The 16,922-nt window shown below is 47.8% G+C and carries 11 protein-coding genes; all 11 read right to left on the bottom strand.

Going from position 1 to position 16,922, the window contains the following annotated elements; genetic code table 11:
- Nucleotides 1-216: 216 nt before the first annotated feature.
- A complete protein-coding gene (locus tag G9G57_RS14425) occupies nt 217-5,184 on the bottom strand; it encodes a DUF4132 domain-containing protein (RefSeq protein ID WP_164965117.1) in 4,968 nt (1,655 codons plus the stop codon).
- A gap of 15 nt (nt 5,185-5,199) precedes the next feature.
- Nucleotides 5,200-5,619, bottom strand: coding sequence for a hypothetical protein (locus tag G9G57_RS14430; RefSeq protein ID WP_164965118.1), 420 nt, complete (start codon nt 5,617-5,619; stop codon nt 5,200-5,202).
- 468 nt (nt 5,620-6,087) lie between these two features.
- Nucleotides 6,088-6,945, bottom strand: a complete 858-nt coding sequence (locus G9G57_RS14435) for a MetQ/NlpA family ABC transporter substrate-binding protein (RefSeq protein ID WP_164965119.1) — start codon at nt 6,943-6,945, stop codon at nt 6,088-6,090.
- Nucleotides 6,946-7,219: 274 nt separating this feature from the next.
- Nucleotides 7,220-7,891 carry a methionine ABC transporter permease gene (locus G9G57_RS14440; RefSeq protein ID WP_019686250.1) on the bottom strand — a complete coding sequence of 224 codons (672 nt, stop codon included), beginning with the start codon at nt 7,889-7,891 and terminating at the stop codon, nt 7,220-7,222.
- Nucleotides 7,884-8,609 carry a methionine ABC transporter ATP-binding protein gene (locus G9G57_RS14445; RefSeq protein ID WP_019686249.1) on the bottom strand — a complete coding sequence of 242 codons (726 nt, stop codon included), beginning with the start codon at nt 8,607-8,609 and terminating at the stop codon, nt 7,884-7,886. Before G9G57_RS14445 ends, G9G57_RS14440 begins: the two co-directional genes overlap by 8 nt.
- A 139-nt stretch (nt 8,610-8,748) precedes the next feature.
- Nucleotides 8,749-9,540 carry an energy-coupling factor transporter transmembrane component T family protein gene (locus G9G57_RS14450; RefSeq protein ID WP_019686248.1) on the bottom strand — a complete coding sequence of 264 codons (792 nt, stop codon included), beginning with the start codon at nt 9,538-9,540 and terminating at the stop codon, nt 8,749-8,751.
- Nucleotides 9,515-10,999, bottom strand: coding sequence for an ABC transporter ATP-binding protein (locus tag G9G57_RS14455; protein WP_164965120.1), 1,485 nt, complete (start codon nt 10,997-10,999; stop codon nt 9,515-9,517). Before G9G57_RS14455 ends, G9G57_RS14450 begins: the two co-directional genes overlap by 26 nt.
- Nucleotides 10,999-11,598, bottom strand: coding sequence for an ECF transporter S component (locus tag G9G57_RS14460; protein ID WP_164965121.1), 600 nt, complete (start codon nt 11,596-11,598; stop codon nt 10,999-11,001). The genes G9G57_RS14455 and G9G57_RS14460 overlap by 1 nt, the downstream gene beginning before the upstream one ends.
- A gap of 456 nt (nt 11,599-12,054) precedes the next feature.
- Nucleotides 12,055-12,852, bottom strand: coding sequence for a TatD family hydrolase (locus tag G9G57_RS14465; protein WP_164965122.1), 798 nt, complete (start codon nt 12,850-12,852; stop codon nt 12,055-12,057).
- A gap of 20 nt (nt 12,853-12,872) precedes the next feature.
- Nucleotides 12,873-15,482 carry a polynucleotide kinase-phosphatase gene (locus G9G57_RS14470; RefSeq protein ID WP_164965123.1) on the bottom strand — a complete coding sequence of 870 codons (2,610 nt, stop codon included), beginning with the start codon at nt 15,480-15,482 and terminating at the stop codon, nt 12,873-12,875.
- Nucleotides 15,479-16,918, bottom strand: a complete 1,440-nt coding sequence (locus G9G57_RS14475) for a 3' terminal RNA ribose 2'-O-methyltransferase Hen1 (RefSeq protein WP_164965124.1) — start codon at nt 16,916-16,918, stop codon at nt 15,479-15,481. The genes G9G57_RS14470 and G9G57_RS14475 overlap by 4 nt, the downstream gene beginning before the upstream one ends.
- Nucleotides 16,919-16,922 lie beyond the last annotated feature (4 nt).

Below are 16,922 nucleotides of genomic sequence, written 5' to 3' on the forward strand. Positions count from 1 at the left end.
CCTATTATCGTCAATTGTGATGCCGTAAGCTTCCCTTCAAAACCAGGAACAACTTTTACGCATATCTCCTTATTCGAGCTCGATTCATACCTGATATTAAATAACTCAACCTCCGCAGCTAAACTTAGCTTCCACTTGCACAGTCGATGATTTGAAACCTTGTCTAGATGCGAACGTTGAGTTAATTATGAATTTCTCTATATTACAATTTCTATCCTACGCTTGAAGCTGTTCAAGAATTTGTGGGTCCTTGATTTTCTGATCATCAGCCAGCAACGCTATTTTGGATAGAATCTCGGCTGTTCTTGGATCCTCATCCAGAAACGGCAGGAAGATGCGACCACGATGCTGCGAATGCACCGGAATAATGTGCAGTGCTCCCTTGGCTTGCTTGTAGACCCCACCGCTTCCGAGGTGCACCGCATACTCGCCAAGATTCCCATCTATACGTGCGTAATTCCCATCTAAGCGTACATTGCTAATTTTCAGCAGACGAAGGGATTCCTGTACAATGACCTTACGCATTTCAACGGTTGTCAGACTAGCCTCTGGATCAACGCCGCCTACATGAGCAACACTGACGACCAGATCGACGTCCCGCATAACTTCAGAGAACAGAACAGGTGGAACTTCCTCCAAAGGCACGCTCTTATATGTTGTCCGATCAAAGAACTGCACGGTCTCCAGTGTAGGAGCCTCAGTATCCGCTGGTGAGAACCAGTCGGCCATAGCATACAGGTTCGCAATCAAATTCTCGGCATAGTACACCTTCTGTAGTCCATCCTCATAGCTGACCGTCCATTGTCGACCTTTTAGTAAGGATACCGTTTTATTCGGCTGTACCTGATGTCCCGCATACCGACGGGAAACTGTCGCGTTGGCACGTTCATCAGCATTCAGCAGATACAGCTCACGGAACACCTGCTTAAATGGCTGGCGTATCTGGCGGTCGAATAAGTCCTTCTGGAATTCGCTCCAACGACCACTTTCGTACAAATGAAGTGGATGTGCAATAACCAACTTATCCTCTTCTCCAATAGTATGCTGTTCAGCAGAAGGAGCAGTCAACACCAACGTATCCCCATTAAAATAACCGAGGTGATCACCAGCTTTGAAAACCAGTGTCCTCACCAGCGGAGTAAGCACAGGATTGCCTAACAATCCTCTTAATTCCTTCACCATAAAGGTCGTACCAGACTCCATAGAGCGTTCCAATTCTTTGCGAGCTCTGCGATATTGGTCTACCAGATCTCCTTTAAGCTCTTTCAACGCCGTAACATACTCATCCTTCTTGAAACGAGCCGGAATGGATTTCAGCGTCTTCCCTTTGCTGACAATTTCAATATCTGCCGTTCCTTCATCATCAATGACGAGTTGTATCGTTGTAGCCTCATCCAAGGCATGGGGCTCAAAATAAGAGCGGAGATCATCCAGCTTGCGAGCTTCCATGTCCCAGACGAGACGGGTTACGTCATCATAACCTGCATTACGTGCCAAATTCCCGAGCGCAATCCGTGAAACCAGTGCCTCACTAGCCTTACGCTGTGCCCCGAATTTCTTGCTTTGTTCCAGAAACTTCTGGATGAAATCATAACGTTCGCGGACATCTGGTTCAGGCGGCTCGGCAAGTGGAATCAAACTGTAGGTCAACAAATGGTCTTTGTTTCGCTTGTCTTCCACCGATTTTTCCATTTCACTCCGTTTCAGCTTACCCAACGTCGCATCCGCAAACAATTGGGATCGACGATGATTGGCTCCAGCCGAAATATACTTGGCACAGTCGTACAGCAGATCAAATCGTTCCTCGCCCAGCGTCTCATAGGCCTCATGAAACCAGTGAATATCAAAGGCACCATCATTAAAATCCTGCGGAGCTATCGGTGAATAATGAGCTACAATCGTTTCCTTCTCAGCCGAAAAGCCTTCATTGATATGCGCATGGAAGTACCATGCTGCACTGCGAAGTCCTTCCCACCCGAGATAGCCTGCTACAATCTCAATCCATTGTGGGGCATACATTGCCGCCTCCAACAAACGTTTATCTGTAATTTTAGTTTTCTTCAGCTTCTCCTTGAGTAATGCAGCATCCTCGCCATCACTTGGATAACATGCCTTGAGCAAGTGGCTGAACGATTCTTTTTTGGTAATACGATCACCGTAGCCATACACATAACCACGCACGAACGTTTCCTTGTCGAGCCCCTCCAGAATACGGATAAAATAATCCATGCCTTCAATCCGGCTCAGACCCATCACCTTTGACGTGGCTTCGGTAGGCAAATCGCCTCGAACCAATTCAACCTCTAACAGTCGATCAATAACCGTACGACGTATCTCCAAAAATTCTGGCTTGCTGGAAATCCATGTATTACGAGCATTGGTTAAGGTGCTCATATGCCTTCTGCTTTCACTACCGGCCAGCAGCTCCCGATACACTTCACCTACACTGATCAGCCCTTTTTCATAGGCTTTGAAGTGATCCTCTAGGTCCAGCGGAGAATAAAAACGATTTTCCATGCCTGGCCATTCTGCGTAGTTCACAAAGGTATGGAAAAAACGCTTAAAGGACTCATTATCATGGACTCGCCCTTTCTCCAATGCCAACCACGGGCCGGACAATAAATGAAACATTCCCATATCCTCTACAGGTCTATCCTTAGGCATACTTTGCATTAGTGAATTGAAGGCAAGGTCGATTACGTCAAATGTTTCGGAACCGGCTGTGTCCATAAAATAAGCATTAATTAATGTGCTTACCTGATCGGAATAGGTCAGCTCTGCCATCCACTTTTGAACCTCGTTAATCCGCTCTAAAGGATACATTTGTTCGGCGAAGTCTTTACGCCATCCTTCTAGCAGCTTTTGCTTGCTTTGTTCTGAATAGCCAAAGTTAAATGAGAAATATCGATAGTAGCGATCCAACGTTTGGTCCATTGGCTCCAATCGATCATATAAAACAAGCTCCAGCAGATCACGTGCTTCTATGCCGCTTTCCTGCAAATAACGTTCCCATTCCTCATAAAGAGGATATAAAGACAGCCTGGAATCTACTTCTTCATCGACCTGAACCAGTCGTAGAGGGCGAAGATTCGTCCCAATAAGCAATGTATCTTTGTAGCCTGAATAATACTCCGCAGTATATTCCACATCACGATGATGATGAACAAGCTCATCCAGTCCACTCAAAAACTGCTTGAGCTTCTCCAATGGACTAGCAAAAACATCGGCCATTCGGAAATCACCCAGATCAACCTTCTCTTCCAACCAAGCTTCCTTGACATTCGGATCGTACAAGCCAAAGCCGTTTGTCCCTGTATAAGCATCCTCCTGTCCCAGCTTGGACAGCAGTTGCTCCTCTTTGGCGGTGGGTTGCTGAATGATATCCGCTAAAGCCCGCAGATTTTCATACTGCTGGGCACGATCCGGGTCTGCATATATCTTTGTCAATATTTCCAGTCCACCCAATCGTTGCAGTTCCGCCTTCGCACGAAGCAAGCGTTCCAATGAGCCAGCGAGCGGATCTTCCGATTGTGAAAGCAACACACCAATGACACTTTGTCGCAACGAGCCTGTCTTGAGCTTTAATAAAGCTTCCATTTGCTGCATTTCTGGTTCCGACAGCGTCAGCTTGCGCGCCTTGGCCACAGCGAACTCACGGATACTCATACTTTTGTCAGACAAGCTGGAAAAAATAAAATCACGCTGTACCGCATCCTCAGGGTTCTGCACAAAATGGTTCAATATCTCGCTGCGCAGATTAGGGCTAATCTGATCCTTTAAGGCTATAATTTCCCCAATCCAGGAAGCATCCATATCATAACCAGCGAGATACAGCATTTTTTGAATAGGTGCATCCGAGCGGTGATACAGGTTTACATAATCCAGCACCTTGGAAGGCTCGGTAGACTCACCCTTTTTCATATGTACAAATAGATTATGAAGTCGTTCAAAATCCTTACGACGCTCCTCTTTGCTATCCAGCAAAGGAGTGCGCGCCACTTTAACGATTCGATCCGCGACCGTCCCGCCTTCTACCCATTCATAAAAATAATCAGTTGTATAGTTCGTCAGTATCCAATAGCGAAGCTCGGGGTCCGTCTCATCCAGATATTCTCTCGCAATTCCGAGGCGCAGATCCTTGTTTTTAGTATTAGACAGTACATACTGTGCTACAATCTTCTGGTATGCTGCTCCCTGCTCCATAAGTTGGCGAACCTGTCCATATAAATCACGTTCCTCATGTACTGCCGTAGCCCACAAGCTCATATACAGTTCGTTAGCATTTGAGCTGGTCAGCCATTCCTGGCGCAGTTCAGTGCGAGTTAATGCTTCATATGCCTGCTCGATCAGCTGGCGAACGACCCGCTGATTGGCAGATTCCAAGCCCATGCCCGTCCACACTGCAAGCGCCCGCACTACCGAACTGTATCGAATGAAGCCTTGGTCGATGATCACCTTTAACAGATAAATGAGAGCCTGAGGAGTTCCTTCATCCATTTGCTCCACAATGCTTTGGCGTAATCCCTCTTGAAGCCTGGCCGCTGCCAGCAGCTCGCCAATCATGTGATAATTCTCATCTTGATGGCTTAGCAGCATGCCTTTAATCATATTGCGCGTAAGTAGCGCCGCCTGATTATCCCCATAAATAATAGCTTTTAGCGCCTCTAGCACCTGTGAATTGCCGTTGTCTAGCTCGTAAGCAATCCAATCACCAATCGTTTCCTGAATCCGGTAATCCCTGCCTGGTTCGTAATCCTTTTTCGTTAAATAATCCATTATAGAGAATCCGATACAGTCCATTCGGATCAACTGCACCATTTTTTTATAAACCCGGGAAGTATGAGCGGTAATATCAGAAGTGCGAAACGGTCTGCGCTCATACCCAGTGCTGTAAGGATATTCGATCACATGCTCGGTTAGATGTGCAAACACATCGCCAGCTGTTTGTCCAATTAGAGAACGCAACACTTCTGCCAGTGGCTTGAACAGCGGTTCTCCGCTTTCTGCCGCCCGTTCTTTCAGTATTTGCTGACATTTGATAAATGGCTCCTCAACCTCTTGTATGTAATGAAGCTTACCCAGTTCCACAACATACTGAGCCAACTCCTGCTGTTGTCCACCCAGTTGCGTCGTGCGCTCTTTCAGTGTGGCGAAATATTCTTGCTCATTGTTCTCCTGATGCATATTTCGTCTCCTCCTCTACCATAGGCCTCCAGCCAACATTGTGAAACGTACAAATACAATCTCATCCCCTGCATGAAGTGACAAAGGAGCGTCCAGTTCAATCGCTTCCTCATCACATACAAAAACCCTGTATAAACCATCCTCAAAGGCCTGCATCGCCGTGTTCACGGCAGCCTCAATATTAGGAACACCATCATTATATATGGAACCGAATCCAACTTTGCCTGTCTCGCCTTGTGCCTGAATTTCCTCTCCCGTGAGGAACGGAATCAGCGCGACACTCTCCTGCTTTTCTCGTAGCTTTTGAACATTCAGGGCAACGGTTGCTGTAATCAAATCTCGCAATGTTTCTGGAGTAGGGCTCAGCTCTATTTCCTGTTGTGCGAGTGCGGGTTTACGCTTTCCCAAACTTTTTACAGTTACAAACAGCTTCATATTGTTTACCTTCCTTTTTATTGACGCTTTTGAACCGTTGTCAGCTGAATTTCTCGACCCTCCTACAAACATCGTTAACAAAACATAAAACGAATGTTTGTTCGTATATTTATTTTAATAGGTTCCTTATCATTACTCTATCACCCTTTATGACCAAAATTCACAGTGCTGTAATACACTAAAATCTTAAAAAATAAGACTTTGTACCCTGATTTCGATGAATTTTACCCATATTAAGGATGAAAAAGAAAAAGACCTGCACAAGGGAGACCATCTGCTCTTCACAGACTGCACTCCATTATACAGGTCAAATATCATCAAAAATAATGTTTCAATACTTATTTCAGGATTTTGCAAAATTCGATTCCAGTCGCTCCAAAGTGCAAGATATAGACGAACTAAACCATTTCGATCTATATCTTATTCATTGGAAGTCGCTTATTGGATTTTTGCAAAATCCTCATTTATTTAAAATGCTGGAACCACGCTATCCTTGTAATTGTCCTCAAAAAATTTGCGTACTTCCGGTCCGGTCATTCGTTTTGCCAGCTTTTGAATGGCATCGGAATCTGCATTATCCTTACGCGCTACCAAATTAATGGCAAAGTGCGTATCATCTTTTTCGGTAATCAGCGCGTCCTTCTTCGGTGTCAGACCGAGCGGCTTGGCATATGCAGGATACATGGCAGCCATGTCCACATCATCCAGCGACCGCGCCAGCATCAACAAATCCACTTCTTTAAACACTAACTTTTTCTTATTCTCAATAATATCAGCCTGTGTAGCATTATAGCCTACACCTTCTTTAAGCTTGATTAGACCGTTTTGCTCCATCATTACCAAAGAACGTCCGGTATTAGCCGGATCATTGGCAATGGCAATCGTCGCACCTTCGGGCAGGTCTTTAACGTTCTTGTATTTTTTGGAGTACGCGCCATAAATGGCGTTGTAAATCGGTTTTACCGCTACCAAATCAGATTTGTTGCTTTCATTATATTGTTGCATAAACGGAGCATGCTGAAAGAAGTTAGCATCCACTTCACGGCTTGCCAATGCGTTGTTCGGTTGGATATTGTCTGACAGCACAACAATTTCCAGATTGACTCCGTCCTGTTTAAGCAGTGGCTTCACGATATCCAGCACATCTGTCATCGGTGGGATCAGCGTGGCTACTTTCAAGGTCACTTCTTTTTGGGATGTTGCTTCTTTAGTTGTTGTTTCTTGTGTAGCCTGCTTCTGACCACCGCATCCGGCAACCAGCAGCATAACCACTGCAAATAGTGTAAGTAATTTCAAGTTCGTTTTCATGTTGTTTTTCCGACTCATTCGATGATGAACCTCCAAATTAGTTGTGATTGGGAAGATAAAAAATGAGTTACAGTGGGAGGTCGAGCCGCTTCGCGTGCAGATTGTTCTTCCGATCGCTGTTGAAATGGGATTCTCTCATTTAAAGTGATGATAGGTTAGAATCCCATTTCAAAGGCGAACGCTAACGCTTCTCCAGAACAATTCTGCCCGCTCCGCTTTTGAGGCACTGTAAAGTCATTTTTATTTCCCATAGTGAGTTGTGCAAGTGTTAATAAAGAGATTCATAAACCTCTTACCGCTTGTCGATCCGGCGGGATATGGTGCTTCCGGTGAACTGGATCGTTTGTACGAAAATAATCATAACGACGATGGTGAACGCCATCAAGCCTGTTTCAAACCGCTGGTAACCATAGCGGATGGCAAAATCGCCTACCCCGCCGCCGCCCACTATGCCCATCACCGTGGAGTAGGAGATGAAGCTAATGGTGGATGTGGTCAAACCCAGTACAAGTCCGGAACGGGCTTCCACGTATAGAAATTTAAAAATAAGCTGGAGCGTGGATGCTCCCATAGACGTAGCGGCTTCAATCACACCCTTGGGCACCTCAAGCAACGATTGTTCCACCAGTCTCGAATAATAGGCGATGGCTACCACTGACAAGGGAACCGTAGCAGCCATCGTGCCCAGCGCCGTGCCTACCACCAAACGTGTAAATGGAATCATAAACACCACGAGCAGCAAAAACGGAAACGAGCGGATGACATTGACCAGACTGTTCAGTATGGTGAAGAGCAGTCGATTTTCATATTTTTGCCCTTTGCCGCACAAATACAAAATCGTTCCTGCCGGAAGCCCTAACAGCACAGCTGCTGCAATGGAAATCCCCACCATGATAAACGTCTCCCCGATGGCTTTCCATATCTCTGACTGATACTGCGCAATGATGCTCAACATGTCATTCATCAGCTTCACCTGCTTCCAAGGTTGAACCTACCATAGGGTCAGCTACATGTTTCGTTGAAAGTAAATGCCCGTCCCGCATTTCGGATACACGGGTACAAATATTGCGTACCACGTCCATATCGTGTGTGACGATTACAATCGTAACTCCCAGTTCACGGTTGATCTCCCGTAACACACCTAGAATATCCGCAGTCGTCTGCGGATCAAGGGCCGAGGTCGGCTCATCACAAAGCAGCACCGCAGGACGATTCGCCAGTGCTCTGGCAATCGCCACACGTTGCTTTTGGCCTCCGCTCAGTTGTGCCGGATACTGTTCTGCCTTATCCGCTAAACCAACGAATTGCAGGCATTCGCGCACGCGTTCTGCTCTCTCTTTTTTCGCGACACCTGCCAGTTCCAACGGCATTGCTACATTTCCACTTACCGTCCGATTATGAACAAGATGATAATGCTGAAAAATCATCCCTATGGATCGCCGCGCTTCACGGAGATGTTTTTCCGGCATGCGAGTCAGATCTTCCCCGTTCACAACCACGTTTCCCTCATCCGGCCTTTCCAATACATTCATCAACCGGAGTAACGTAGACTTGCCGGCACCGCTGGCACCTATGATACCGTGAATTTCCCCTTCCTCCACTTGAAGAGACACGGATTGAACCGCATGAAATGGGCCGCTTGAGGTGGTATAATGCTTGTTTACCTGATGCAGCGTAATCATGAAACTTGGCCTCCTGATGATCCATTACTGCGGGAAAATGTAATAAGCCCGCCAGCCCAGGCGGGTCTGTACGAGCCGTCAATTCCCATTGCATTAATATACCACAGAGCAGAAATCGGGCAAAGCCTTTTGACAACAATTAACGTACATCCCATACCCCCACATAAGGAAAGCAGGTACCAAGTCCCCAAGCTAGCATCAGCAGCACCACAAAATACAAAATAAATATAATATCTACAGCCGAATAGCCGATCGCATAATAATACGTACGCTTGGTTTCATTAGCAAAACCCTTGGCTTCCATGGCTATAGCAATGCGCTGCGCACGCCGGATACTTTGAGCGAGCAGCGGAATGGCGTACCTGCGCAGCGTGGCATACATATTCCATTTGGACACATGCTGGTGCAAACCTCGAATACGGTGGGCATGTCTCAAAGCCTGAAATTCATCCAGCATCATCGGCATCAACCGCATAGCTGCCAAAAAGCTGTACGCATACTTGGGAGGGAGCTTCCATTGCTGCATCAGTGAATAAAAAAGGCTCACCGGACGAGTCGTTAAACCAAACAGCAACCCTGCTGCGGCCATACTCAGTGCACGAAAACCCAGATGCATCCCTCGGAAAAAGCTTTCCTGCGTAATATGGATCAGGCCCCATGTCCACCAGGTCGTCACTCCCTTGCCAAACATCATCATGCCTGTTGAGGTTGAAATAAACACCAATATAAAGGGAGATCCATACAGCAGCAGCCGCTTCCATGGATGGCCTGACCAGACAAGCAACAGCAGCATAGCACATGTAACATTAAACATAACGTTCGGATCATGGATGACTATAACGATCACAAACAGCAGAGAAAACATTACGAGCTTTAGGCCCGGATTCACACGATGCAGCCATGTTTCATGATGAGGAAAGGACAGACTCATACTGTAGTTCCCCTTTCTGAATCCGCCATATATCAGTACAATATCGACGGACAATTTCCGGGTCATGCGTAACCATCACAATGGCCGTGCCTGCCACTCTCAGCTGTTCCAACATATCCAGCATGACAAAGGTATTACGCGCATCCTGCCCAAAAGTCGGTTCGTCCAGCAGCAGCACTTCCGGCTCCCGGATCATTGCCGTAGCAATACTTAATCGTCTTTTTTGACCCAGCGAGAGCTGATACGGATGGCGCTCATCCAGCCGCTCCATTCCGAATTGTATAAGCATTCGATCCACTCGTTCCCTACACTGTTCAGCTGTAAACAAACTCTTGGGTAACGAATACTCCAGTTCACTTCGCACGGTGTTCGCTACAAATTGCAGCTCTGGATTTTGAAACGCGAACCCAATGCGCCCAGCCAGTTGCTCCGTATTGCCTGCCTCAGCTCCGCACACGCGATAACACCCCTGCGTGTGAAGTAAGCGCATCATAGAGAGCAAAAGCGAGCTTTTGCCAGCCCCGTTTTCACCGACCACACCAATCCAGTCGCCAGGCTTCACCTGCGCTTGCTCCACATAAATGACTGAGCTCCCTCCCCGAAGTCCGCTAAAATGTTTCAACTCCAGCAAATTTGTTGTACATGCTGAAGTGGACGGACTATCCGCAAGCAACGCATCATTCTGCTGCGTCATAGAATCATTCCAACGTGGTGAAGACGATTCATCCCATACTCCCGGATACCACACGCCATACTCGGATAATGCTTGTCGGTGTATATGAAATACTTCTTCCGCCCTTCCGTCCGCAATAATCTCCCCTTGAGCAGAAAGCACCACAATCCGATCCACATCCTGGACAATTTCATTAATTTTATGCTCTACAATCACCAGCGTCTGGTCTGCCGAAATGTTGCGAATGGTATCCCACACCTGTGTAGTACCTTCCTCGTCCAACAAGGCTGTCGGCTCATCCAGAAAAAGCACTTCCGGTTCCATAGCCAGCACCGATGCAATCGCCAGCCGCTGTTTCATTCCTTGTGACATGCTGGCAATGGGCAGATGTATATCATGCGTTGGAAGACCAACCTGCATTAGCAGCTCGCGAATACGGGATGGCATCTGCTCCCTTGGAACCTGCTTATTTTCCAATACAAAAGCCAGTTCCTCGTCTGCATATGACATACAAAACTGTGTGTCGGGATCTTGAAATACAATACCAGAGAGACTCGGGATCACGGCAGCATCGCATTTCATAGGCACTTCTATCGTGCGTGGAATCAGACCGCTCAGCACCTGAAGCAGCGTTGATTTGCCGCATCCGCTCGGCCCCAGTAGCAGCAGCTTTTCCCCTTTGCGAACAGATAAGGACATATTGTGAAAAAGCAGCTCTTGCTCACCGGGGAATTTCAACCGAAGACGGGTGATCGAAGCCACCACATCTTCGTTGGTCGGACTCATCAATCCAGCCCCTTATAATCTTGTTCCGTTGCCGGTCTCAAACTTCGCGTAACGCCGGTTACTTCCAATGCCTTAGCCAGATAGAAAGCGAATATTCCAGCAATCACAATACTGCCAATCATCCGAAATCCAATATACAAAACATAGTTCCAGGTCGATAGCTGATCAATATACCCATAGCTGAAGTCTAAAATCAGAGAAGTGACAGCCGCTCCTGCCGCAGCTAGTGAAGCAACCCACAGGTTGGCGTTCCGATACAGAAAAATCGCAAAGAACAGCTCCGCTCCCAAGCCTTGCAGCAAACCGTAGTACAAGGTGGACATGCCCCATTCACTTCCCAAAAAGGCACTGACGGTTGCCGCGGCCACCTCTGCCAAAATCGCAACACCCGGTTTGCGAATGATGAGATAAGCGAACGTGCCAGCCATAAACCACATGCCATACATTAGTTGTTCGGCGTGCAGACCGAATGGTTTCATCAAATCATAGGCAGGTCCCCATATTTTGTAGACCAGCCCAAACACTACAGAGATTACAATCGTGACCAAAATATCAGTCAGCTTCAGCCCTTTGGACACTCCTCTTACATTCGTATTCATTGTTGATACGCTCCCCTTTTTCTTTAAAATAGGCCATTTGGCCATAAAAAAAAGCCTGTCCGGAGCTGAATCTCCAGGCAAGCTTTATGCGCAGTCATAAAATGATCACCATACATTATCAGTTGTCGACATATCTCATATAGCACAGCAGTCTACTGCACTGAAACCAAGCCAAAGTCAGGTACAGAACAAGACACGCTTGTCCGTCTGCAACTTTTTACAGACTGTAGCTCATTAACTTGATATAGGATATGAAACGTATCCATCGACTAGCCGCCGCTAATCGGCGGTATTCCTGTTTCTTGTAAGGTGTTCTAGGTTTCTCTACGCTGGCATTACCCAGATCAGATTTCACGGTCGGCGGCAAGGGCCACCCTCTCAGCCTGACTATCTCAAGCTCCCGACAATGCTTTTTAATTCACTATAATATATACCACATCCATGGCTTTGACAATCCTATAATCCGAAGAAACGTTTGGCCGTTTCCGTCGTCGCAATTTCGATCTCCATCATGCTGCGGCCTGTGCACTCGGCAATCGTAGCGGCGATGTGAGCGAGATACACCGGCTCATTACGCCCTTCTTTGGGCTTCACGGGCAAATTACGCGGGGTCAAAAATGGAGCGTCCGTTTCAATCATCAACCGGTCCAATGGAATATCCCTGACCAGCTCCCGCAGATGCTTGCCGCGCCGTTCATCACAGATCCAGCCCGTAATACCGATATACAGTCCCATCTCCACATACGTATGCAATTCCTGTGCAGTACCGGTAAAACAATGCACCACCGCTTTATCAACAAGCCCCTGATGCTCTCGCAACATAGCGACAAAGTCCTCATGCGCATCTCGTTCATGCAGGAATAAAGGCATATGCAGCTCCCCCGCCAGTTGAATCTGCTCTCCGAACCATCGGCGCTGTACATCACGCGGAGAAAAATCACGGTTATAATCCAACCCGCATTCCCCTATGGATACGACCTGCGGCTGAGCCACAAGTTGGCGGAGCTGCTGAATCGTATCTGTGCTGCAACTTTTGGCATCATGGGGATGCACGCCAGCCGTCGTGTACAGTTTACCCGGATAACGAGCCGCATACTGAGCAGCCTCCCGACTGCTCCGGACACTGGTTCCGGTAATAATCAACGGTGTAATTCCTACAGCCGCTGCTCTCTCTACCACCTGTTCCCGATCTGCATGAAACGAACGGTGCATCAAGTTCACACCAATATCAATTAACGGTGTACTCCTATCCATCTCAATCCCTCCTTCGCAAACTACAGTCTCGGATCAATCGGCTCCGATTCCAAAGATAGCGCGGCAAGGACGCATTCATGAATACGATCCACCGTATCCTTACGGACAAAACGTTCCACGCCCTCCATACCAAGCGCTCCTTCTATCAGGGCATGACGCTCCTTTTTGTTCGTTCGGCGCTGCTTCAGACGCTTTAAATTCTCAGGGGCAAGATAATCCATACCGTAAATGATATGCAAATACTTCCGGCCTCTCACCTTGATTGCAGGCTGAATCATCTTGTCCCGATTTTTCATCAAAAAGCGTTCCGGCTTGATCACAATGCCCTCATGACCATCCTCTGTCATCTCGTTCCACCAGCGGATAACCTCTTCCTCGCTTGCTTCGTCCGTGATGACCCGATACTCTGTCTCCATAAACAGCGAGGACAGTCCTGCCAGCTCCCGGTTGTGCTCCATATGCCAAAGATGAGATTGGTCAAAAAACGTCCGGCCGCTGTGGGCCAGTGTATGAAATGGTGCAATACGAATTTCATCCAGACCGTCCACATCCCAGCAATATTTTTGAAAAACCTCTTGGAACGTTACGGCATTGCCATATTTCCGTTCCATTTCCTCCAGCCAGTCTCCAACCTCCCGGCCTGCAACCTCCGCCTGCTTCAGCTTGTCTACCAGCTTACTGCGATCCAGCAGAGCTGCTTCACCCACATGCGCATACTGTGCAGCAATCAGTTCCCGAGCCTTGAGATTCCACGGAACAATTTCCGCATCCAACAACACGAAATCCGTCTGATTCCGCTCAAAATACCCGGCAGTCTGTAGATCGGCATTCAGCTTTTCCAGCACCTGCTTCGCAAGGCCTGGTTCAAAGAAAGGGCGGCCGCTGCGGCTGTAGATCGTGCCTAATGTCGGGTATCCTACATATTCGACAGCAGCCTGTTCGTTTTTGAATAATAGCAAAATCGCCCGGCTACCCATATGCTTTTTCTCCGCTACCATCGTTTGTACGCCTTGACCACGATAATAAGCCAGCGCCTCACGCGGATGCTCCAGATATCCTTCTTCTGCGGAAACCGTGGGAGCAGGACTCATAGTTGGTGGAATGTACACCAGTTCCTCCATCGGTACTGTCACATGTGACACGGTATCTATAGCGGATTTGACCCATTCTCCTTGTACGCGCACTTCGCCATACGATTCCGTTAGTACACTGTAACCAGCGATGAGCTTACGTAAATTCGGCGGGGAAAACCGTTTTTTCTGCCACCGGACAAGTGGGCTATCGGGGTCATTCGCATAATTCTCATGAGCCGGAACGCTGACAAATTCCTTTTCCGGATAACGATAAGCGGTCAGCATGCCGCCAAATACCACACCCTGATCAATATTCACCGTCTGGTTCACAATCGTAGGCTGCGGTCTCGGGTCATGTCCCCATACTACTATTTCTCCCGATTCATGTTCTACGAACCAATCTTTGCGGATTGGTTTTCCGTCTGCATCCTGACCATCCGTATCTCCATAACGACAGTAATCAGAAATACGTGCCGACTGTTTGCCAATAAAATGATCCTTAATCCCCGCATGAGTCACAACCAGGTGTCGCAACCCATTTCTGCCGAAAATAAGATGAGAGGGCGCATGTAGCAGAAAATCCCTCAGCTCGCCTCTAAGCTGTTCCGCTGCTGCCTTGCCCACCTTTTGTTCATATTGAACCAGTTCCTCTGCGAATCGTTCATCTCCATGATTGAGAGTTACTTTTCTTCCATCAAGATAACGACCGATTTTCCAGCCATGATTGCTATCAATCATGTAGGCGAGTCCGGCATCCACGTGCTTTTTCCAAAACTGCACCGCTAATAACGATGCTGGGCCACGGCTCATCACATCCCCAACGGATACCAGTCTTCTGCCTTCTGGATGATGGTATAGTCCTTCCGTATCTTCCATATATCCGAGCCGCTCTAACACCTCCAGCATCTCCCGGTAGCACCCGTGGATGTCACCAATGATATCAATGCCTGCACCTATATCATGAAACAGCGGCTGAGCACGGCGGGCAAAGTTAACCTTTTCTACATCCTTGAGGACATAACAAGCGTTAAAACCTTCTTCCCGGATACCGCGCAGGTTCCGCTTTAACAGCTGTGCCTGCTGCTTGACCCGTTGGCGACCACGCGGATGCGCCCTACCTGCATCACGTTCCAGCAGCACAGATTCGGGCACATCCAGCACCAAGGCCATCACTGGTACATGCGCTTTGGCTGCCAGCTGTACATATTTCTGGCGATCCTCAGCATACAGATGGGTGGCATCCACAACCGTCAGCTTATTCAGACGACAGCGCATAGCCAGAATGGTATCCATCGCTTCAAACGCCTTGGCTGACATCTGCTGATACTCATAAAACAGCACGTCCGATTCCAGTCTTGGAAGTCCGCTCCAGTCTATAAATTCCGTATCTCCGACCAGCTGGCGAAAATGATCTGAGGATACCACTTCCGTTTTCAATAGAATCCCTTCGCTCACCAACCTGTCCAGTAAAGTGGTTTTGCCACTGTTCGAGGCCCCTACCAACACAACCAGTCCAGCATGCGGTAGATTAATCGTTCGTTCGGATGAATTGCTCATGAATTCTTCGGCTCCTTTCTGCGCGTAAATACAGCCATTTGGGTCGGTTGTCCAAAGCCTTCGACCTCTTCTCCGACCCCTTCCAGCGCTAATGAATAGGGAGCTTCCTCAATCCATTGCTCGCATCGTTCACGAAACTCGCTTCTGCTCCATTCAAAACGGTGATCGCCATGCCGCAGCTCTTGCTGATCCATACGATACACCTCATTATATTCGCGATTGGGAGTCGTCACGATCAGCACACCCGGCTGATATTCTGTCACAATCGTATCCATCACCCGGTTCAGACGATGCTCATCCACATGCTCAATGACCTCACACAGGATCATCACATCTTTTCCCCTCAATTGTTCATCATAATAAAAGAGAGAGCCCATCATAGGTGTAGGGCGAATTGCATCGGCATGCCTTTCCAGCTTGGCAAAACGCTCCACAGCCCTCACCTGTGCATATGCAGACGGCTCCACAGCCCAAATCTCTTCAATGCCCTTGATTCGAGCCATCCGAGCCGAAAGCTTCCCTTCCCCTGATCCAAAATCTACGATTTTCTGTCTTCGGGGCAGCTTGCGAATCACATCCATAATGGCTTGATACCGCAGCTCATTTAGCCGCATTACAGGCTGTTGCTTTCCTTCCTCCAGTGACTGATCTTGCTGCTGATCCTGTTCGTGATTATGGTTTTGTTCTTGGACCGCATGTTTTTCAGTCTGTGTAGCAGCAGAATCAGATTGCTCAAATTGCTCAATCAGATTGGTAAAATGAAGCGTGCGTCGAATGATGAGCTCGCGCATCGGATGCTCTTGCAGCCAGCCTTCACCGTAACGTTTCAGCTTATCAAACTCTTCTTTGCTAATATAGTAGTGCTTATAATTATCCAACACTGGAATTAACAGCAATAACTGACGCAGCGCGTATTGCACCGTCTGATGGCCGCTTAGCGTGACATATCTGACGGTGCTTCGATTTTTCAGCTGAAAAGAATAATCCGCTTTCCCTCGTTCGATGGTCACTTGATAGCCCAGCGGCGCAAATAGTCCCTCCACCACAGCATCTGGCAAATCTGACGCAACAGGCCCAAACGATAACTCCAGCGCAAAAGGATGCGTCACCCATGCTGCATAGTCTTCCTTGGGTTTGCCGTTCAAGGCCGTGCCAAGCGCGCCGCGAATATAGGTGCAAAACAAGCTGCTGGTTACAAACTCCCGGTCATTAATATATTGTGTAATGTCATAGCTATCCGGACTATTTTTGACCAAATCTATCGAATCTGGTGAAGCCTGAATGACGATTTCTGCCTCTTCCTCCGTAAAAACGGTGTACACCATGCGTACACGAGCACCCTTTTCCGTGCGATCATACGTATTGTAAGGGTTCTTGGCGAGCAAATGCGAAATCATCCCGGCCTTGTTTCCGGTTGCTTTTAGCGTGATGTGCATACTC

This window comes from Paenibacillus sp. EKM211P (assembly GCF_011066175.1).
Lineage (GTDB): Bacteria > Bacillota > Bacilli > Paenibacillales > Paenibacillaceae > Paenibacillus > Paenibacillus polymyxa.